General features: G+C 63.1%; 22 protein-coding genes. 13 read left to right on the top strand and 9 right to left on the bottom strand.

Annotation, left to right across the window (positions count from 1 at the left end; genetic code table 11):
• Nucleotides 1-7 precede the first annotated feature (7 nt).
• The 8 genes from IVB54_RS11530 to IVB54_RS11495 are packed head-to-tail and all read left to right on the top strand — an operon-like array spanning nucleotide 8 to nucleotide 8,978.
• The gene (locus IVB54_RS11530) at nucleotides 8-1,120 is read left to right on the top strand and encodes an NAD-dependent epimerase/dehydratase family protein (RefSeq protein WP_026234015.1); all 1,113 of its coding nucleotides are present in this window, start codon (nucleotides 8-10) and stop codon (nucleotides 1,118-1,120) included.
• Nucleotides 1,120-2,184 (top strand): GDP-mannose 4,6-dehydratase, encoded by a 1,065-nt coding sequence (locus IVB54_RS11525; RefSeq protein ID WP_018460372.1) that lies wholly within the window; start codon nucleotides 1,120-1,122, stop codon nucleotides 2,182-2,184. Before IVB54_RS11530 ends, IVB54_RS11525 begins: the two co-directional genes overlap by 1 nt.
• The gene (locus IVB54_RS11520; RefSeq protein WP_018460373.1) at nucleotides 2,181-3,467 is read left to right on the top strand and encodes a TIGR04295 family B12-binding domain-containing radical SAM protein; all 1,287 of its coding nucleotides are present in this window, start codon (nucleotides 2,181-2,183) and stop codon (nucleotides 3,465-3,467) included. The genes IVB54_RS11525 and IVB54_RS11520 overlap by 4 nt, the downstream gene beginning before the upstream one ends.
• A complete protein-coding gene (locus tag IVB54_RS11515; protein ID WP_018460374.1) occupies nucleotides 3,464-4,567 on the top strand; it encodes a glycosyltransferase family 4 protein in 1,104 nt (367 codons plus the stop codon). Before IVB54_RS11520 ends, IVB54_RS11515 begins: the two co-directional genes overlap by 4 nt.
• Entirely contained in the window at nucleotides 4,564-5,694 is a 1,131-nt protein-coding gene (locus IVB54_RS11510; protein WP_247777219.1) for a glycosyltransferase, read from the top strand. Before IVB54_RS11515 ends, IVB54_RS11510 begins: the two co-directional genes overlap by 4 nt.
• Entirely contained in the window at nucleotides 5,691-6,779 is a 1,089-nt protein-coding gene (locus IVB54_RS11505) for a glycosyltransferase (protein ID WP_204511967.1), read from the top strand. Before IVB54_RS11510 ends, IVB54_RS11505 begins: the two co-directional genes overlap by 4 nt.
• On the top strand, nucleotides 6,776-7,900 hold the full coding sequence (locus tag IVB54_RS11500; protein WP_018460377.1) for a glycosyltransferase: 1,125 nt from the start codon (nucleotides 6,776-6,778) through the stop codon (nucleotides 7,898-7,900). Before IVB54_RS11505 ends, IVB54_RS11500 begins: the two co-directional genes overlap by 4 nt.
• A 10-nt stretch (nucleotides 7,901-7,910) precedes the next feature.
• The gene (locus tag IVB54_RS11495) at nucleotides 7,911-8,978 is read left to right on the top strand and encodes a UDP-glucuronic acid decarboxylase family protein (protein ID WP_018460378.1); all 1,068 of its coding nucleotides are present in this window, start codon (nucleotides 7,911-7,913) and stop codon (nucleotides 8,976-8,978) included.
• 43 nt (nucleotides 8,979-9,021) lie between these two features.
• On the opposite strand, the gene IVB54_RS11490 is transcribed toward IVB54_RS11495, so the two are convergent.
• Both IVB54_RS11490 and IVB54_RS11485 read right to left on the bottom strand, forming a co-directional pair.
• Complete coding sequence (locus tag IVB54_RS11490) at nucleotides 9,022-9,282, bottom strand: hypothetical protein (RefSeq protein WP_018460379.1); 261 nt, start codon at nucleotides 9,280-9,282, stop codon at nucleotides 9,022-9,024.
• Between the two features lie 107 nt (nucleotides 9,283-9,389).
• Complete coding sequence (locus IVB54_RS11485; RefSeq protein ID WP_026234016.1) at nucleotides 9,390-9,887, bottom strand: ferritin-like domain-containing protein; 498 nt, start codon at nucleotides 9,885-9,887, stop codon at nucleotides 9,390-9,392.
• A gap of 224 nt (nucleotides 9,888-10,111) precedes the next feature.
• Between IVB54_RS11485 and IVB54_RS11480 the strand changes: the two genes are divergently transcribed.
• The 4 genes from IVB54_RS11480 to IVB54_RS11465 all read left to right on the top strand — a co-directional run bounded on the left by IVB54_RS11480 (nucleotide 10,112) and on the right by IVB54_RS11465 (nucleotide 12,426).
• Nucleotides 10,112-10,699 carry an NADH-quinone oxidoreductase subunit B gene (locus tag IVB54_RS11480; protein ID WP_088930861.1) on the top strand — a complete coding sequence of 196 codons (588 nt, stop codon included), beginning with the start codon at nucleotides 10,112-10,114 and terminating at the stop codon, nucleotides 10,697-10,699.
• Nucleotides 10,700-10,728: 29 nt separating this feature from the next.
• The gene (locus IVB54_RS11475) at nucleotides 10,729-11,598 is read left to right on the top strand and encodes an MBL fold metallo-hydrolase (RefSeq protein ID WP_026234018.1); all 870 of its coding nucleotides are present in this window, start codon (nucleotides 10,729-10,731) and stop codon (nucleotides 11,596-11,598) included.
• Between the two features lie 73 nt (nucleotides 11,599-11,671).
• Nucleotides 11,672-12,007, top strand: coding sequence for a hypothetical protein (locus IVB54_RS11470; RefSeq protein ID WP_143273835.1), 336 nt, complete (start codon nucleotides 11,672-11,674; stop codon nucleotides 12,005-12,007).
• A gap of 182 nt (nucleotides 12,008-12,189) precedes the next feature.
• Nucleotides 12,190-12,426: a DUF3551 domain-containing protein gene (locus IVB54_RS11465; RefSeq protein WP_083926601.1), complete on the top strand. Its 237-nt coding sequence runs from the start codon at nucleotides 12,190-12,192 to the stop codon at nucleotides 12,424-12,426.
• Nucleotides 12,427-12,535: 109 nt separating this feature from the next.
• Here the strand turns inward: IVB54_RS11465 and IVB54_RS11460 are convergent, their stop codons facing one another.
• From IVB54_RS11460 to IVB54_RS11440, 5 genes are all read right to left on the bottom strand, one after another.
• Nucleotides 12,536-13,396, bottom strand: a complete 861-nt coding sequence (locus tag IVB54_RS11460) for an SIR2 family protein (protein ID WP_018460384.1) — start codon at nucleotides 13,394-13,396, stop codon at nucleotides 12,536-12,538.
• Nucleotides 13,397-13,876 carry an NUDIX hydrolase gene (locus IVB54_RS11455; RefSeq protein WP_018460385.1) on the bottom strand — a complete coding sequence of 160 codons (480 nt, stop codon included), beginning with the start codon at nucleotides 13,874-13,876 and terminating at the stop codon, nucleotides 13,397-13,399.
• A 73-nt stretch (nucleotides 13,877-13,949) separates the two neighbouring features.
• Nucleotides 13,950-14,735: a succinate dehydrogenase iron-sulfur subunit gene (locus IVB54_RS11450; RefSeq protein ID WP_018460386.1), complete on the bottom strand. Its 786-nt coding sequence runs from the start codon at nucleotides 14,733-14,735 to the stop codon at nucleotides 13,950-13,952.
• A 38-nt stretch (nucleotides 14,736-14,773) separates the two neighbouring features.
• Nucleotides 14,774-14,938 (bottom strand): hypothetical protein, encoded by a 165-nt coding sequence (locus tag IVB54_RS11445; protein WP_157643156.1) that lies wholly within the window; start codon nucleotides 14,936-14,938, stop codon nucleotides 14,774-14,776.
• Nucleotides 14,910-15,419, bottom strand: coding sequence for a DUF2243 domain-containing protein (locus IVB54_RS11440; RefSeq protein WP_204511969.1), 510 nt, complete (start codon nucleotides 15,417-15,419; stop codon nucleotides 14,910-14,912). The genes IVB54_RS11445 and IVB54_RS11440 overlap by 29 nt, the downstream gene beginning before the upstream one ends.
• 423 nt (nucleotides 15,420-15,842) lie before the next feature.
• Between IVB54_RS11440 and IVB54_RS11435 the strand changes: the two genes are divergently transcribed.
• Nucleotides 15,843-16,058 (top strand): hypothetical protein, encoded by a 216-nt coding sequence (locus IVB54_RS11435; RefSeq protein ID WP_018460391.1) that lies wholly within the window; start codon nucleotides 15,843-15,845, stop codon nucleotides 16,056-16,058.
• Between the two features lie 503 nt (nucleotides 16,059-16,561).
• Here the strand turns inward: IVB54_RS11435 and IVB54_RS11430 are convergent.
• A complete protein-coding gene (locus tag IVB54_RS11430; RefSeq protein WP_083926603.1) occupies nucleotides 16,562-16,762 on the bottom strand; it encodes a hypothetical protein in 201 nt (66 codons plus the stop codon).
• Nucleotides 16,763-16,936 (bottom strand): hypothetical protein, encoded by a 174-nt coding sequence (locus IVB54_RS11425; RefSeq protein WP_162847264.1) that lies wholly within the window; start codon nucleotides 16,934-16,936, stop codon nucleotides 16,763-16,765.
• Nucleotides 16,937-17,078 lie beyond the last annotated feature (142 nt).

Genomic DNA, 17,078 nt, shown 5'->3' with positions numbered 1-17,078 from the left:
GCGGTGAATGACGCGAGTATTGATCACTGGAGGTGCGGGATTCATCGGATCGCATGCAGCGGACGCGCTGCTCGCGGCCGGCTACGAAGTCCGCCTGCTCGACAATCTCTCGCCGCAGGTCCACGGAGGCAACCGCCAGCGTCCCGCCTATCTTGCCAAAGACGCGGAGCTCGTCGTCGGTGACGTCACCGACGCTCTCGCGGTCGATCATGCGTTGCGCGGCACCGACATGGTCCTGCATCTCGCATCAGCGGTCGGCGTCGGCCAGAGCATGTATGACATCGAACCCTACGTCAGAACCAACGAGCTCGGTACCGCCGTGCTGTTGCAAGCACTATCCAAGCGCCCGGTCGCGCGGCTCGTGGTGGCCTCGTCCATGAGTATTTACGGCGAGGGCCTTTACCGGAGCGCCGATCAGAGCGTGGTCGCCTGCGAGGAGCGGGCGGTCGAGCAGCTTCGCCGCGGCGATTGGGAGCTGCGCGATGCCGCTGGCAACCCGCTCGATCCCGTCCCTACGCCGGAGACAAAGCAGCCTTCGCTGAGCTCGATCTATGCGCTCAACAAATATGCGCAGGAGCGCATGTGCCTGATCACAGGCAAGGCGTATGGCATTCCGACGGTGGCGCTACGCTTCTTCAATGCGTTCGGGCCACGTCAGGCCCTGTCCAATCCGTATACCGGCGTACTGGCCATCTTCGCCGCCCGGCTGCTCAACGGCCGTCCTCCCCTCGTGTTCGAGGATGGCCGGCAGCGCCGCGACTTCGTCCATGTCCATGACGTCGCCCGCGCCTGCCGGATGGCGCTGGAGGCGGAGCATGCGCAGGACGTCTTCAACGTCGGCTCTGGTCAGAGTCGCACCATTTTGTCGGTCGCGGAGGATCTGGCCGAAGTCATGGGGCGCCGCGACATTGCGCCCGAGCTGACGCGGAAATATCGCGCCGGGGACATCCGGCACTGCTTCGCCGATATGGGAAAATCCCGCGACGTGCTCGGCTTCGAGCCTCGCGTCGCATTCAGGGACGGGCTCGAAGAGCTGGCGGAATATCTCGCCGACCAGATCGCCGACGATCAGGCGGAGCGAGCCACCAAGGAGCTGCAGCAACGAGGATTGGTCGCGTGATGAGTGAACGAGACAACAGACCCGTCCTGATCACCGGCGGCTGCGGGTTTATCGGCTGCAACCTCGCCGACCGCCTCGCGGAGCGCGGCGAGCCGGTGCTGATCCTGGATAACCTCGCCCGCACCGGCGTGCGGGAGAATGCGCAGTGGCTGAAGTCCCGGCATGGCGACCGGGTCACAATCACCGTGGCCGACATTCGCGAGCCGATCCCGGTGATCGACGCCGTACGCGAAGCCCGCGCCGTGCTGCACTTGGCCGCCCAGGTCGCCGTCACCGACAGCGTGAGCGATCCGGCCGCCGATTTCGAGATCAATGCGCGTGGCACATTGAACGTGCTCGAAGCCGTGCGCCTCCACAACAACGCCGCACCGATCGTGTTCGCCTCGACCAACAAGGTCTACGGACGCCTGATCGATGATGGCGACATCGCGCTCACCGGCCGCCGCTACACGCCGAAAAGCGGCCTGCTGGCGGCCGGCATCTCGGAAAATGCGCCGCTCGACTTTTACAGCCCCTATGGATGCTCCAAGGGAACGGCGGATCAATACGTCCACGACTATGCGCGGGTCTACGGCCTCCAGACCGTGGTAATGCGCATGAGCTGCATCTACGGGCCCCGTCAATTCGGCACCGAGGATCAGGGTTGGATCGCGCATTTCCTGCTCAGCGCTATCCGCAGCAAAGAGCTGACGATCTATGGCGACGGCCATCAGGTCCGCGATGCGCTTCACGTCTCCGACGCGGCCGCGGCCTGGCTCGCCGTGCTCGATGGCATCGCGCTCGCCCGTGGGCGCGTATTCAATCTCGGCGGTGGTCCGGCCAACGCGATCAGTCTGCTGGAATTGATCGACCGCATCACCGATCTGACCGGCCGCAAGGTGGCCTATCGCTTTGCCGATTGGAGGCCCGGCGATCAGCCCTGGTACGTGACCGACACGCGCGCGCTCTCCAGCGCGCTCGGCTGGGCACCTCAGATTTCATTCGCAGACGGACTCCGATCCCTTCACACCTGGCTGGCCGGCCGGTTCGGATCGTCACAAGACAACCGCGAGGCGCTCGCATGACGCGTGTTGCCCTCATCAACCCAAACTGGGACTTTGGCGGCAGCATCTATTTCGGCTGCCGATCGCCTCACCTTCCGCTCGAACTCGGGATCTCCGAGCACTACCTGAAGGCGGCCGGGCACAAGACGCTGCTGCTCGACGCCCACATGTTTGACCTTTCTCTCACCGAGATCGAAGCCGAGCTGCGCGCGTTCGGCCCCGACCAGATCGTCATCACGACAGCGCCGACCTATCTGTTCTGGCGCTGCGCCCCTCCCGAGCTCCGCGTTCCGCAGGAGCTTGCGATGGCGGTGCGCGACTTGGCTCCGATCCTCATCGCGGTGGGTCCCCATGGCTCGACCGTGCCAAGGGCGGCGCTTCGAAAGCTCGGCACCGACATCGTCGTGATGGGCGAGTGCGAGGCGTCCTTGCTGCGTCTAGCCAATGGCGAACGGGACTTTCCGGGCTTGTGCTTTGCCGATGGCGCATCGCTCCGCGTCAATGGCGGCCCGCAGGCCGTCGCGTTCAAGGATCAGCCGCCGCTCGACTGGCCGGAGGAGATGATCCGGCGACACCACCATCACCATCACCGCTTCGAAGCCGAGCCGCAGGCGCCAGGCGCCGAGGTCGAATCATCCAGGGGATGTCCGTACAACTGCACGTTCTGCGCCAAGGAGAACTTTCGCAACGCCTACCGCAAGCGGCCCCCCCTTATCGTTCTCGAAGAGATCGACGGTCTGCGCCGTCAAGGCATCGAATATGTCTATTTCATCGACGAGATTTTCCTTCCGAACGCGGAGCTGCTGGAAGGGCTGACCACACGCGGACTGAAGTTCGGGGTGCAGACCCGCATCGACCTTTGGAAGCCGGACATGCTGGCTCTGCTCGGCCGCGCCGGCTGCGTCTCGATTGAAGCCGGCATCGAAAGCCTCACCGTCGAGGGTCGCGCCGCGCTCGCCAAGAACTGCAAGATGACGACCGACCAGCTTGCCGAACGGCTGGTCGAAGCGCGCCGTCACGTTCCTTTCGTCCAGGCCAATTTGATCGAAGTCCCCGAGGACGATGACCCCATCGTGCAGCGCTGGCGTCGCACCATGCAGGATGCCGGCATCTGGGCCAACGATCCGGTCCCGCTGTATCCCTATCCCGGGTCGCCGGATTATCGAAAGCTGTGGGGCGAGCCCGACGATTTCGCCTGGGAGCGCGCACACCGGCACTATCTCGCGATGTTCGACCAGTTCAGCGACGTGCAGAACGATCGCCCGGTCCCGCTCGAGGCTCTCGAACTGCAGGTGGCATCATGAGCCGCAGCTCGCAGCTCAGAATCCTGATGACGACCGATACTGTCGGAGGCGTCTGGACCTACTCGTCTTCTCTAGCTTCGTCCCTTGCTTCGAAGGGCGCCGACGTTACCCTGGTGACGATGGGCCCGCGCGCGCAGGCCGGCCAGCTAGAGATGCTGCGTGGTTCGCGGGTCCGCCTGATCGAAACGGACCTTGCACTCGAATGGCAGGATCCGGAAGGCCAAGATCTGGTCCAGGCCAGGCGCGTCCTTGCGAAGCTCGAGGCCGGAATCGTGCCTGACGTCGTTCACCTCAATAGTTTTCGCGAGGCGGCCTTCGCCTGGCGCGCTCCTGTGATGGTCGTCGCGCATTCCTGCGTCAACTCCTGGGGGCACGCCTGCCACGATACGAGCTGGCTCCGCGAACCGAAATGGCGCAGCTACACCGAACGGGTAACGGCCGCACTCGACACGGCACAGGCCTGGGTTTGTCCCAGCCAGTCCTTCCACGATGACATTGCGGAAATTTATCGGCCTCGCTCGCGCGGCATCGTGATCTGGAATGGAATTGGCCCTCAGGGCTTTGCGGGACGGAAGCAAGACGTGATCTTTGCGGCGGGCCGGCTCTGGGACCGCGCCAAGAACATCGAGGTCCTGGCGGCCGCGGCGCCTGGGCTGGACTGGCCCGTTCAGGTCGCGGGCCCGGCGGATGAGTGCCCTTCGGCTTCCATCACCTGGCTCGGGCATTTGCCTCACGAAGTCATGCGCGCGCATTTGCGGCAGGCCGGCATCTTCGCCAGCCCCGCGCTCTATGAGCCGTTCGGCCTCTCCGTTCTGGAAGCCGCGGCGGCGGGATGCGCTCTCGTCCTGTCCAACATTCCGACTTTCAGGGAATTGTGGAGCGGGGCCGCGCTCTTCGTCGATCCCACCGACAGCAAGGCGCTGCATCGAGCGCTCGCAGGTCTGTGCACCGACGATCGCGAGCGGGTGAGGCTGCAACGTGCCGCCTTTGAGCATTCCCTGACCTACTCGCTGACCCGAACCACGAGCGCCTATCTCAGCCTCTACGAGGAGCTGCTTGCCGTCCATCACGCGCCTGCCCCCATGGAGGTACGCGCATGAAATGCGTTCTATTCTATCACGCGTTCACCTCCTGCTGGAACAACGGCAATGCCCATTTCCTGCGCGGTTATGCCCGCGAACTTCACGCGCTCGGTCATGAGGTCGTCGTGTTCGAGCCGATCGACGGCTGGAGCCGATTGAATGCGATCCGCGAGGGTGGCAGTCAGACGATGGAGGATATTCCAACGCTGTTTCCCGGCATCGGCATCCGCCGCTACGACGCCTCCCTTGATCTCGATGAGGCATTGCGCGGCGCCGATCTCGTCATCGTCCACGAATGGAATTCGCCTGATCTGATCGCAGACATCGGATCGAGACGGGCTCACGGCGCGCCCTTCACGTTGCTGTTCCACGACACCCATCATCGCGCCGTCAGCGCACCGGACGAACTCGCGCAGTTCGACCTCGACGGCTTCGACGGTGTGCTCGCCTTCGGCGAGGTCCTTCGCCAAATATATCTGAAGCTCGGCTGGGCGGACCGAGCCTTCACCTGGCACGAGGCGGCCGACATCGCCCTGTATCATCCGCTGCCGCATATCGAGCGCACCGACGATGTCGTCTGGATCGGCAATTGGGGCGACGGCGAACGCAGCGCCGAGCTCAACGAATTTCTGGTCGAACCCGTGGCCGAGCTGAAGCTGCGCGCGGGCGTCTATGGCGTCCGCTATTCGGACGCAGCCCTCGCGACCATTCAGGCGGGGGGCATTCGGTATGGCGGCTGGCTGCCCGCACACTGGGCTCCCATCGCTTTCGCCGGCGCACGCGCGACTGTCCACGTCCCCCGCGGTCCCTATGTCCGCTTGCTACCGGGCATTCCGACCATTCGCATCTTCGAGGCGATGGCGTGCGGCATTCCAATGGTCTCGGCCCCCTGGTCGGACGCGGAAGGCCTGTTCCCGGAAGGTGCCTATCTCAGCGCCTCCGACGGCACCGCAATGAAGCGGGCGCTTCGTGCGCTCCTCGATGACCGGGAATTATGGTCAGCCACGGTGGAGACTGGACTCCGAGCGATCAAGGAGCGTCACACCTGCCGTCACCGGGCGGAGCAGCTTGTCGGCATCGTGCAGGACCTCAGGGCTTCAAGCCACGCGACACAGCCCCTGCGATACATCGGAGCCTCCGCATGAAGATCTGCTTCTTCGGATCCAGCCTCGTCTCATCCTACTGGAACGGTGCCGCCACCTATTACCGCGGCATGCTGAAGGAGATTGCGGCCCTCGGCCACGACGTCACATTCTTCGAGCCCGATGCCTTCGAGCGCCAGGCCCATCGCGACATCGACGATCCCGACTGGGCGAAGGTGGTGGTCTACGCCGCGACGCCCGAGGGCTGGCGTAGCTCGCTTGAGGAAGCCGCCCGCTCGACCGACATGCTGGTCAAAGCCAGCGGCGTCGGCGTCTTCGATCGGGAGCTGGAGAACGCGGTCGCCGACATTCCGTCGAATGCAATGCGCATCTACTGGGACGTCGATGCCCCCGCGACGCTGGAGTCCGTGGCGGACAATCCAGACCATCATCTGCGCCATGCGATCCGATCCTACGACATGGTTTTGACCTATGGCGGCGGCGATGCTGTCGTATCCGCTTATCGCGGCATCGGCGCGCGAGACTGCGTGCCGATCTACAATGCGCTCGACCCCGCCACGCACTTTCCGGCGCCGCCCAATCCACACTTCACGTGCGATCTGAGCTTGCTGGCAAACCGCCTCCCGGACCGCGAGCAGCGCGTCGAGCGGTTCTTTCTCGACGTCGCGCGCCAATTGCCCGACAAAACGTTCGTGCTCGGTGGATCGGGGTGGGACTCCAAAGACACGCCATCCAATCTGCATAAGGTCGGGCATGTCGGGACCGGCGACCACAACGCGTTCTTCGGCTCCGGTCTGGCTACGCTGAACGTCAATCGCGACAGCATGGCGCGCTACGGCTTCTCGCCGCCAACGCGCGTGTTCGAGGCCATCGGTGCCGGAGCCTGCCTGATCACCGACCAGTGGGACGGCATTGATCATTTTCTCGAGCCAGATCGCGAGGTGCTGGTGGCCGCGAGCGGGGCGGAGGTCGCAGAGCATCTTGCCGCACTGCGCCCCGAGCGGGCTCAGGCGATCGCAGCGCGCGCTCGTGCGCGCATTCTGAGCCATCACACCTACCGGCAGCGCGCCCGCCAGTTCAACGATCTCTTTGCCGCAAGCAGTTCGCGAATCGAGGCAGCAGAATGAACCTCACCATCGTCGTCGTCGGTCTTTCGGTTACTTCGTCCTGGGGCAACGGTCATGCCACGACCTATCGCGCCCTGATCGAAGCCCTGGCACGACGAGGTCACCACGTCACGTTTCTGGAACGCGACGTCCCCTGGTATCGCGAGCATCGTGATCTTGCCAAGCCTTCCGGTTGGACTGTCGAGCTTTACCAATCCTTGAAGGACATCCCGCAGCGTTTCGGAAAGATGATCCGGGATGCCGATCTGGTGGTCATCGGCTCCTACGTGCCCGACGGCATCGCGATCTCCGAATGGATCACGACCCACGCCCGGGGGATTACTGCCTTCTACGACATTGACACGCCTGTCACGCTTGCGAAGCTCGAGCAGGGCCTGAACTATCTGTCCGCGGCGATGATCCCGCGCTTCGACCTTTACCTGTCCTTTGCCGGCGGCCCGGTGCCCGGCATGATCGAGGAGAACTATGGCAGTCCGCTGGCTCGGGTGCTGTATTGCAGTGCCGACACCGACATCTACGCGCCGCAACGCGCGGAGAAGAAATGGGCACTTGGCTATCTCGGAACCTACAGCGAGGACCGGCAGCCGGTTCTGGAGCAGCTGCTGCTCGCCCCTGCTCGCACTCTCTCACGCGAGCAATTCGTCGTCGCCGGCGCGCAATATCCCGATGAGGTGGTCTGGCCCGCCAATGTCGCCCGGATCGAGCACCTCACGCCCAAACATCATCCGGGATTTTACGCAGAGCAACGCTTTACGCTAAACGCCACCCGCGCCGACATGCGCGCGCTCGGCTTCTCGCCTAGCGTTCGGTTGTTCGAAGCGGCCGCGTGCGGCACGCCCGTCATCTCGGACCGGTGGCCTGGAATCGAGACCGTCTTCGAGCCTTCCCGGGAAATCCTGCTCGCATCGAGCCCCCGCGACGTCGTGGAGATCCTGCGCGACATGCCCGAGGAGCAAAGGCGCACGATCGCGGAAAACGCACGGCGCCGCGTTCTGGCTGACCACACCTCCGACCACCGCGCCCGGCAAGTCGAGACCTACTACGCCGAGGCGTCGGTCCGCCGCCGCCGGAAAGCCCCGCAACTTCCCGCCTCGCGTCCCATGCAGGTCGCTCAAATCTGAAAGGCAGCACATGACAGTTCAGACCCGCATCAACGCGTCCCGCCGCTCTCCCACCGTTCTGGTGGCCGGCGGCGCCGGCTTCATCGGATCCCACCTCTGCGATGCGCTTTTGCAGCGCGGTCATACCGTGATCTGCCTCGACAACCTGTTTACGGGAAGGATCGACAACATCCGCCCGCTGCTCAATCATCCGAATTTTCGCTTCATCGAACACGACGTGCGCGATCCCATCGAGATCGAGGGCGACATCGACCGGATCTACAGCCTTGCCTGCCCAGCCTCACCCAGGCATTACCAGAAGGATCCAGTCGGCACGATGAAGACCTGCGTGCTCGGCACCATCAACATGCTGGAGCTCGCGCAACGGAAAGGCGCCCGGGTGCTGCAGGCATCGACCAGCGAGGTCTACGGCGATCCCGAAGTGCATCCCCAGCCGGAAACCTATCTCGGCAACGTCAATCCGATCGGGCCCCGGGCCTGCTACGACGAGGGCAAGCGGGCCGCGGAAACGCTGATGTTCGATTACCATCGCATGTACGGCGTCGAAATCAAGGTCGCGCGCATCTTCAACACCTACGGACCCCGTATGCTGGAGAATGACGGACGCGTGGTCTCCAACTTCATCGTGCAGGCGCTTCGCGGAGAGCCGATCACGATCTATGGAGGTGGTACGCAGACCAGGAGCTTCTGCTTCGTCGACGATCTCGTGCGCGGCCTCCAGCTGCTCATGGAGAGTCCATCCTCGATTACTGGTCCGTGCAATCTGGGCAATCCCCACGAGGTCACCATCGAGGCTATTGCGCGGGACGTGCTGGCGTATACGGAGTCAATCTCGCCGCTCCGATTCGAGGAGTTGCCGAAGGACGATCCAAAGCGCCGCAAACCGGTGATCGACACAGCCGTTCGAGCGCTGGGATGGCGCCCGCGCGTGGCGCTCAAAGACGGTCTCAAGGCGACGATCGCCTATTTCGCCATGCGCATGGCCGGGGAAGCGCCGGCACTTGTTCCGGCCATTGCACCGCGCAGGAGCGGACGTACCGGGGCACGCGGACAGCTAACGATCGCCGATGGGCAGTAAACGGCAGAACGAGCCGAGGAACGCGCGGAACCCGCGCGAACTCTCAAGCCCGTGTAGCAGCCGCGCCACGGGCCCGCTTGCAGAAGTTCTCGAGATGGTACTGGTATTCGGAGATCGCGCGATTGGCCATCCGGATCCGGTTTTCCTGGCCTTCCTCGACCATCATGGTGATGCGCTGGGCCAGAAACACGCACGCCTCGAACTCATCGTGGATCGCCCCGCTGCGGGCCAGAAAGTCCCACGCGATCTCATAGGCCTGTTCGGCAGCGGGACTACGGTAGTCGCTGAAAATGATGTGCGCCATTACAGCCAAACGTGGATAAGAGGGTTCCGGTCCTGCGAGCCGATATGACCGCAGGCGGACTCGGCGGCCGAAGCCGCCGGTCTCGCCGTGGTGGGTGTGGAGTGCGATCAGGCCGCCTGGCGCTGATGCGCCAGATATTCCATTGTCACCTTCTCGACGTTCGAGTCGATCCAGGCGGCCATGCGCTGCTCCTCCTTCAGCGACGTCTCAAGAGGCTCCTTGGCCTCCGCGAACCCAGCGGCGCCGCAGAGGGCGAGCAAAGACTTGTATGCAGCAATCTCGAAATTCTCGAAGGCATTGTTGGCGAATGTGTTCTTGAGAATCTCGTCGCCGGCGACAGAGTGTGCCATGGCTTGCATGTTCGCCATCATGGATTGCGTCGTATCCTTGAGGCTGGAGGTGCTCTCCCCGCAGGCTTCCAGGCATCTCTCCAGCCGCTTCAGCTGCTCGTTGGTTTCCTGAAGGTGGGCGGCAACCTTGGCCTTGACCTCGGGATATTCGTCCAATCGTTCCGACTGACGTTCCATCAACTCTCGCGCCTGCACTTCCATCGCATGCGCATTGCGTAATCCAACCACGAATGTATCGCGGGCTGCGTTCGTCATTTCATGTTCCTCCATTTCACCGGCCTTGTCGCCGCCAACCGCAGTTTCGGTGGATCGTTCCTAGAGTGATCCGTGACGCCGACGCTGGGTTCCGGCCGCCGGACCCGAGGCTAACCTGCGATAACAGAACACAAATCCTCTACCGCCGCAGGAACGCTGCATACAGCCGACGGGTTTCCGGAGCGTGGTCGCATCGGCAAACGGCCGCAGCGCTCAGGAACAAAATGACAAACAGCTCTCCGCAAATTAGCAACCCAAGCCCTCCGCTTGGCCGGCCTGCACTTGGCCGTCCGGGCGAGAGACGGCCCGACAACACTTCCGATCCGTTCTTCATGACGATCCGCGACGATCTTGCGGACAAGGGCTTCTTCACGGCGAGCGCGGAGGAGCTGATCACCTGGGCGCGAACCGGGTCGCTGATGTGGATGACGTTCGGGCTCGCCTGCTGCGCGGTCGAAATGATGCAGATGTCGATGCCGCGCTACGACGCCGAACGCTTCGGCTTCGCGCCGCGCGCATCGCCGCGCCAGTCGGATGTGATCATCGTCGCGGGCACGCTCACCAACAAGATGGCGCCGGCGTTTCGCAAGATCTACGACCAGATGCCCGAGCCACGCTACGTCATCTCGATGGGGTCGTGCGCTAATGGCGGTGGTTACTACCACTATTCGTATTCGGTCGTGCGCGGCTGCGATCGTGTCGTGCCGGTCGACATCTACGTGCCCGGCTGCCCGCCGACCGCGGAGGCGCTGCTGTACGGCGTGATGCTGCTTCAGAGGAAGATCCGGCGGATCGGCACAATCGAGCGCTAGTGAGCTGACCAACTCGGACTTGAATGGACATGACGCAGATCCCGCTTCCCTCTTCCGCCGACGCGGAGCACGCGCAATCCGACCTCGACCGCAATGACAACACGCGGCAGATCGTCGCTGACGTCGCCTATCGTCAGCTCGCGATCGTCAACGTGATTTTCGTTGGCCTCGAAAACGCCGGCGACGGCAATTGGGTGCTGGTGGACGCCGGCATTCCCGGATCGGCTGGCGCCATCCGCTCCGCCGCGAAAGCCCGGTTTGGAGGAAACGGCCGGCCTTCCTGCATTGTCATGACGCATGGGCACTTCGATCACGTCGGCGTGCTCGAAACGCTACGGAATGAATGGCACGTGCCGGTTTATGCCCATGCGGCCGAGCATCCCTATCTGGACGGAAGCCAATCCTATCCGTCGGCCGATCCCAGCGTCGGTGGCGGGCTGCTCGCTCGGCTCTCTCCGCTCTTCCCGACAAAGCCGGTGGATGTCGCATCGCGCCTTTATGATCTTCCCTGTGATCACAGCGTGCCCTTCATGCCGGAATGGCAGTGGATCCATACCCCCGGCCATACCCCAGGGCATATCTCGCTCTGGCGCGAACGCGACCGCGTGCTGATTGCCGGCGATGCCTTCATCACGACGCGGCAGGAATCCGTCTACGCCGCAGTGACGCAAACGCCGGAGATGCACGGGCCCCCGATGTATTTCACCCCCGATTGGGGAAGCGCCAAGACATCGGTGCGCGCACTTGCCGCACTCGCTCCGGAGATCGTCGTCACGGGGCACGGCGCGGCCATGCAGGGGCCGCAGATGCGCGCGGCTCTCGATGCTCTCGCCCAACGGTTCGACGAAGTTGCCGTGCCTTCGCAATATCGACGCGGAGTCGTCGACGACAGAGCTTGATCACGCTGCACGGCTAGGAACGGTGGATGCTTCACATGATTGATCCGACATCGAAACCTCAAGGAGAAGACAGATGCGTAAGACAATCCTGACGATCTTTACGGCAGCAATGCTTGCAGGCGCTTCAGTCGGCGCAGCGTTCGCGCAAGGTGCTGGCGGTGGCGCCGGTGGTGGCGCAGGCGGCGCCGGTGGTGGGGCCGGAGGCGGTGCTGGCGGCGGCGCGGGCGCTGGTGCCGGGGCTGGCGGCGCAGGCGCAGGCGGTGCTGGAGCTGGAGATGGCGGCTCAGGCGGAACCGGCGGCGGCGGCGGCATCACCCATGTCGAGCGGGGCGGACAAGGTGCTTCCAGTCCTTCCGGCATGCGCAACGAAACGACCCCACCGTCCAACGGCGCCACGCCGCGTCGCTAGCGGTTCGCGGTTAGCAATCCTCCAAAGCGCGCCCTTGCTGTTGCGCGCATGAGAGCGGCCTCGGTGAGATCCTCTCCTCGCCGGGGCCGCATCGCGTTCAGGTCGCAATTAGAGGAGTCGGTAAACGTTGCACTTGGAACGCCGCTTCACGAGGCACGTTCAATGTTGAAATGGAGATTTCCATGAAGCATCGATTGCTCCTGGCCGCCGCCTCTCTCGCGCTCGTGACGGGCCTCGGCTCCCCAACGGCGGCCGTCGCACAAGACCGCTACTGCCTTCAGGGCCGCGTCTGGGGCTATCCGGGCAACTGCCAGTTCGCCAGTTACGCTCAGTGCATGGCGACTGCATCGGGAACGCACGCCTATTGCGGCGTCAATCCTCGCTATGCCTATGCACGGCGATATAGGGGATATCGGTGACCGGCCCAGGTGCAGACTGGTCATCGATCCTCCTTCTGACCGATCCCGCCGCTGAGCCGAGCGGCCCCGCGGCAGCAGAGCAAACGCTCAAGGCGCGCCAGGGACCGCTTTAGCTCTCTCGCTCGATACGCCGGCGGATGTCCAGCAAAAACTGGCTGACACCATCATCTGGGCTGACGCCGTCAGGCGACGCTATGGTGGTGATGCCCCAGTTCGCCAATACAGCCTCCTGCACCGGATTGCGCTGCGTGACGAACGCGAAGGACCTCGGTCGGTCCTGGCGGTGCCCGGACTCATCCCAACTCTGCCAAATCCGATGCAGCAGGAGCCGAATGTTGGGATCGGACATGCTGTATCCGATGAAAAGCAGCGTGCTGCCCAAGGCATCGGCGCGAAACCGGATATCGAGTGGCGAGTCGAACGCGAGCCGGTTGAGGAAGTCGGTCTCGGTCAAGACGAGCGAGGCATCGTCGTCGAAGTCGCCATGAAATTTGATGATGTGCGTGACGCCGGAACGGGCGCTTGCAATGTCCTTTGCGTTGCTGATCTTGGCATAGGGCTTTTCCAGGACCTCGAAGGCCGTCTCGAGGTTGCGGTCGTAGTTCGTGGTGTAAATGGTCGGAAAATCGAGCTCCACGATCAGCCGGTGGAGCCGTGAGGCCGCGATCCTGTCCGGGTCGACGCGCCAGTTGCGGTCGAGCCAGCTGCGGAGCGGGCCGATTCCGCCGCGCTTCAGCCGGTAGTACTCCGCCAGCATCTGATAGCCGCCGTGCATCCCAGCGATCACGTCGCGCTCAAGTCCAAGGTCATCCAGCAGATGGTCGATCAGAGATTGCCAGGACGGCAGGCCGACAGCCATCGAGACGCCGGCGCCGACGAACAGGATCGCGCAGCGTCGCTTGATCGCCGCGGCCAAGACCTCATGAGGCGGTCGCTCCTCGAATGCGAGTCCGGTCGGTTGCTGGTTCATCTACCTTGAATAACTGGACGAGACGCGGGTTCCTGGAGCCATGCCATCGCTCAGCGGTGAGGGGGCGGTCTTCTCCGTCTGCGCCGCGAAGCGGGCGATTAGACGACGAAGCTGCGCCTTGTGCACCAGACGGCCCGCCGTCTTCGGCGAGACCCAGATTGCTTCACGCTCTCCCTTTTCCGGCCACCAGCGCTCCTGCCCGTGGACCCTCATGGGAAAGACGGCAACGTTCATGGTCCGCTTGCGATCACCCTTCCGCTTGCGATGCTTGAAGGAGCCCAGCGCGCGCTTTGCGGTGACGCCGACGAGACCGGCCTCCTCGTACGCCTCGAGCGCAGCCGTACGGTGCGGCTCCGTCTTGCGCATCGGCGATCCCTTCGGGACACTCCACCTGCGCTTGCGCCTGGTCGTGATCAGCATCACGCGCAATTCGGAATTGTTCAGCATGAACGGCAACGCGGCGAATTGTTTCTTGCCCATCAGGCGCCTCCAGTTTGGTCGATAAGCCTACCCCGCAGCCATCGTTCCTTTATGCGCGAGTGTCCGTCCCCGATCAGAACTTCCGTTCGACCATCTTGAGGCGCAATCCGGAAATGGCTTCGCCCGGATTCAAGCCCTTGGGACACGCCTTCGCGCAGTTGAGGATGGTGTGACAGCGATAAATCCTGAAGGGGTCTTCGAGCTTGTCGAGGCGCTCGCCCGTCGCCTCGTCGCGACTGTCATTGACCCAGCGGGCCGCCTGGATCAGGGCCGCTGGGCCGAGGAAACGCTCGGAATTCCACCAGTAGCTTGGACAAGATGTCGAGCAGCAGGCGCAGAGGATGCACTCGTAGAGCCCGTCGAGCTTGGCCCGATCCTCATGGCTCTGTCGCCATTCCTTCGGTGGTGTGGGTGACACGGTTTGCAGCCAAGGTTCGATCAATGCGAGCTGTGCGTAGAAATTCGTCAGGTCGGGAACGAGGTCCTTGACCACTGGCTGATGCGGCAAGGGCAGCACGCGCAGCGGCTCGCCGTTCGGAACGTCCTCGCTCATGGACTTGGTGCAGGCGAGCGTGTTCTGGCCGGCGACATTCATCGAGCAGGAGCCGCACACGCCTTCGCGGCAGGACCGCCTGAATGTCAGCGTGGAGTCGATGTTGTTCTTGATCCAGATCAGACCATCCAGAACCATGGGCCCGCAATCGCTCATATCGACGAAGTAGGTGTCGAGCCGGGGATTGCGTCCGTCGTCGGGATTCCAGCGATAGACCTGGAATTCGCGCAACGATTTGCTGTCCGGCTTGGGCCAGATCCTTCCCTTTTCGACGCGGGAGTGTTTCGGAAGCCTGAACTCGACCATGTTACCTCCGGGAAGACATGAGGCGTGATAACCGCGCATCAGCCGGGATTGAAGCAGCGTAGTTGCAGAAGATCATCCAGCGACACACCCAACAGCACGATGCGAAAGGCCGGTGCTGTAGCGAGCATCAGCAGCAATATAAAAATGGCATAGACCAGAGCTGGCGAGGTCTCTCTAGCGAGGCTGTAGACTGCTTTCCGCATGGACCCTCCCTTGCGTGCCGGCGCGTGTCATGGCGGCGCCGATGACCAACATGGCCGCACCCCATAGCAGGAAGCCGATGTCCCAGAAGATGCGCTGCTCGTGAGGCACGGTCTCATTCACCTGGTGCAGCTTGAACACCTCATGGTCAACCACGCCTTCAACCAGATTGAAGATGCCCCAACCGAGCAACACCGCGCCGAGACACTGGCCGCGCGACCAGTGGATGTCAGACCCGCGCGCCCGTTGCCACAGCACATACAGGCCGAGGAGCACAACAACATAGGCGGCGCTGTGGAAGATGCCGTCCCAGGTCGTGTTGAGCTTGACGTTGTCGATGGAGTTGAGCGGATACCAGCCGCTTAACATATGATGCCATTGCAGCAGCTGATGAAACACGATGCCGTCAAAAAACCCGCCCAGACCAAGCCCGAGAAGGACGCCCGCGGAAATCGGAAAGCTGCGTGAATTTCTGTGTTGCATGATTTTGCTCGTGCGCCGGTCGGCATCTGGATGATGGACAAACCGTCCTCAGTGCTGCCGTTCCTATGATCATGACGCACTTCCCGTGCCAATAACCTGCGTTAACCTGCGGGCTCGTGCCAGGATGCCGACATCAGGTGGAGCATCGCCCGGCTGCTTACGGCGGCGATAGGAACGTTCGAAACGGTCGCAGCGTCTTGTGAATCCAACATTGGAGATTCCACGTCGTATTTGCGATCAGATGGCACCCCGGCGAACAGCAGGTCGCATAGATGTCGCCGCCGATCATTCAGCGTCACCTGGCGATCCTGAGCAATCTCAGGGAAGTCGGCTAGAGCTTCACCAAGCGACAAAGGCGCGACGGTGGCCGTGTGTGTCCGCCCACGTCAAAGTCTTCGATGATTCCAATCGCGAGGAGCCAATATGGCGTATGCCCTGTTCAAGGACGGCGAAAAACTGAGCCGGACGTTTTCAACCAAAGAGGAAACCCTGAAAAAGGCCGAAGACGCCGGTCTGGTCGAAAGCGGCGGGGGTCAGCCCAGGCTCGAGGATGACCTGAAGATCAAGCCCTGCTCGCCCGACCCCGAACCTCGAAGCGAGGACGACCTCGATTGGACGCCGGAAAACCCGGCGTCCTGATCGCCGATCTAACAGCCTTTGCAGATGCTCTTGATCTTTCGATCGACGTGGGAATCCTGAGAGTTCTCCGAGCGTATTTCGGCGTCGCCCGGGATCGACGGACCGGGTGTCGCAGTTCCGTCAATCCGTCCGCTGCTGGTCCCCCCTGCGGGATTGCCGGCCCGCCCGACGGTGGTCGATCCTCGCGGCCCGCCACCGCTCGATTGGGCCGTTCCAGCGGTGTTCGTGCCGGTAGCCGTCGTGCCACGCGAAGCCGCGGCCGCGTCGCCTGGATTGCCCAGGCTGGGCGATGCACCGCCCGTCTGGTTTGTAGCTCCTGCAGACCCAAGGCCTGCCGACCCAGGGCTTGTGGCACCGCCGGTGCCGCCGCTCGTGCTGCTCGCGCTTGCTCCGCCCGATCCTCCCGAACCGCCGCCACCGCCACTCTGCGCCGAGGCGGCCCCTATCGACGCGGTCGCCAGGAACGCGATCAGCATCAAGCTCGAAGTTGTCTTAGCCATTGCTCAGCTCCTCTCACGATCGTCGTGCGTGTGATGTTGATCGCGCTCACCACCGCCTCCCGAGACGTGTGATTTGCGGTCGTTGGTAGCCGTTCCGGGCGCAGGGCGCTCATGCTCGCGACCTCCCTTTTCGGGGTGCTTGCGATCCTGCCGCGAGGAGCCCGGACCACCGAAGCGTTCACTGTCTGAGTTCTTGTGTGGCATTCATCGGTCCTGCTGGTAGCCTTGGTTTGTCGTGTTCTGCTTGATGTTGCCGTGACGACCCTGGGTGTCGAAGTTCTCGCGGTCGGGGACTCTTTCATCCGTCTCGATCCTGGGATCAGATCCGGGTCCCTTGTCGCTGCGCTGCTCTGGCGGTATGGGGGGCAATTTGGACATTGCATGCTCCTTGTTTCGGTCTCGCGACCTCATGCGCTGGCAATGAGATGGGGCGGCGGTCGTTCCTGATCGATGCTGATGCATGCCCCTAGGAACGAACGATTCCTGCCCGTGTTGACCCCGCAGTTCATACGGAAGGCTT

Origin of the sequence: Bradyrhizobium sp. CW1 (assembly GCF_023100665.1) — a bacterium.
Lineage (GTDB): Bacteria > Pseudomonadota > Alphaproteobacteria > Rhizobiales > Xanthobacteraceae > Bradyrhizobium > Bradyrhizobium canariense_D.
The sequence above is the reverse complement of the archived record's forward strand: the minus strand, read 5'-3'. Positions and strand labels throughout refer to the sequence as shown.

Excerpts from the sequence above, each read along its gene's own strand:
- IVB54_RS11530 (WP_026234015.1), top strand. The coding sequence starts at position 8 with ATGACGCGAGTATTGATCACTGGAGGTGCGGGATTCATCGGATCGCAT.
- IVB54_RS11525 (WP_018460372.1), top strand. The coding sequence starts at position 1,120 with ATGAGTGAACGAGACAACAGACCCGTCCTGATCACCGGCGGCTGCGGG.
- IVB54_RS11520 (WP_018460373.1), top strand. The coding sequence starts at position 2,181 with ATGACGCGTGTTGCCCTCATCAACCCAAACTGGGACTTTGGCGGCAGC.
- IVB54_RS11515 (WP_018460374.1), top strand. The coding sequence starts at position 3,464 with ATGAGCCGCAGCTCGCAGCTCAGAATCCTGATGACGACCGATACTGTC.
- IVB54_RS11510 (WP_247777219.1), top strand. The coding sequence starts at position 4,564 with ATGAAATGCGTTCTATTCTATCACGCGTTCACCTCCTGCTGGAACAAC.
- IVB54_RS11505 (WP_204511967.1), top strand. The coding sequence starts at position 5,691 with ATGAAGATCTGCTTCTTCGGATCCAGCCTCGTCTCATCCTACTGGAAC.
- IVB54_RS11500 (WP_018460377.1), top strand. The coding sequence starts at position 6,776 with ATGAACCTCACCATCGTCGTCGTCGGTCTTTCGGTTACTTCGTCCTGG.
- IVB54_RS11495 (WP_018460378.1), top strand. The coding sequence starts at position 7,911 with ATGACAGTTCAGACCCGCATCAACGCGTCCCGCCGCTCTCCCACCGTT.
- IVB54_RS11490 (WP_018460379.1), bottom strand. The coding sequence starts at position 9,282 with ATGGCGCACATCATTTTCAGCGACTACCGTAGTCCCGCTGCCGAACAG.
- IVB54_RS11485 (WP_026234016.1), bottom strand. The coding sequence starts at position 9,887 with ATGACGAACGCAGCCCGCGATACATTCGTGGTTGGATTACGCAATGCG.
- IVB54_RS11480 (WP_088930861.1), top strand. The coding sequence starts at position 10,112 with ATGACAAACAGCTCTCCGCAAATTAGCAACCCAAGCCCTCCGCTTGGC.
- IVB54_RS11475 (WP_026234018.1), top strand. The coding sequence starts at position 10,729 with ATGACGCAGATCCCGCTTCCCTCTTCCGCCGACGCGGAGCACGCGCAA.
- IVB54_RS11470 (WP_143273835.1), top strand. The coding sequence starts at position 11,672 with ATGCGTAAGACAATCCTGACGATCTTTACGGCAGCAATGCTTGCAGGC.
- IVB54_RS11465 (WP_083926601.1), top strand. The coding sequence starts at position 12,190 with ATGAAGCATCGATTGCTCCTGGCCGCCGCCTCTCTCGCGCTCGTGACG.
- IVB54_RS11460 (WP_018460384.1), bottom strand. The coding sequence starts at position 13,396 with ATGAACCAGCAACCGACCGGACTCGCATTCGAGGAGCGACCGCCTCAT.
- IVB54_RS11455 (WP_018460385.1), bottom strand. The coding sequence starts at position 13,876 with ATGGGCAAGAAACAATTCGCCGCGTTGCCGTTCATGCTGAACAATTCC.
- IVB54_RS11450 (WP_018460386.1), bottom strand. The coding sequence starts at position 14,735 with ATGGTCGAGTTCAGGCTTCCGAAACACTCCCGCGTCGAAAAGGGAAGG.
- IVB54_RS11445 (WP_157643156.1), bottom strand. The coding sequence starts at position 14,938 with ATGCGGAAAGCAGTCTACAGCCTCGCTAGAGAGACCTCGCCAGCTCTG.
- IVB54_RS11440 (WP_204511969.1), bottom strand. The coding sequence starts at position 15,419 with ATGCAACACAGAAATTCACGCAGCTTTCCGATTTCCGCGGGCGTCCTT.
- IVB54_RS11435 (WP_018460391.1), top strand. The coding sequence starts at position 15,843 with ATGGCGTATGCCCTGTTCAAGGACGGCGAAAAACTGAGCCGGACGTTT.
- IVB54_RS11430 (WP_083926603.1), bottom strand. The coding sequence starts at position 16,762 with ATGCCACACAAGAACTCAGACAGTGAACGCTTCGGTGGTCCGGGCTCC.
- IVB54_RS11425 (WP_162847264.1), bottom strand. The coding sequence starts at position 16,936 with ATGTCCAAATTGCCCCCCATACCGCCAGAGCAGCGCAGCGACAAGGGA.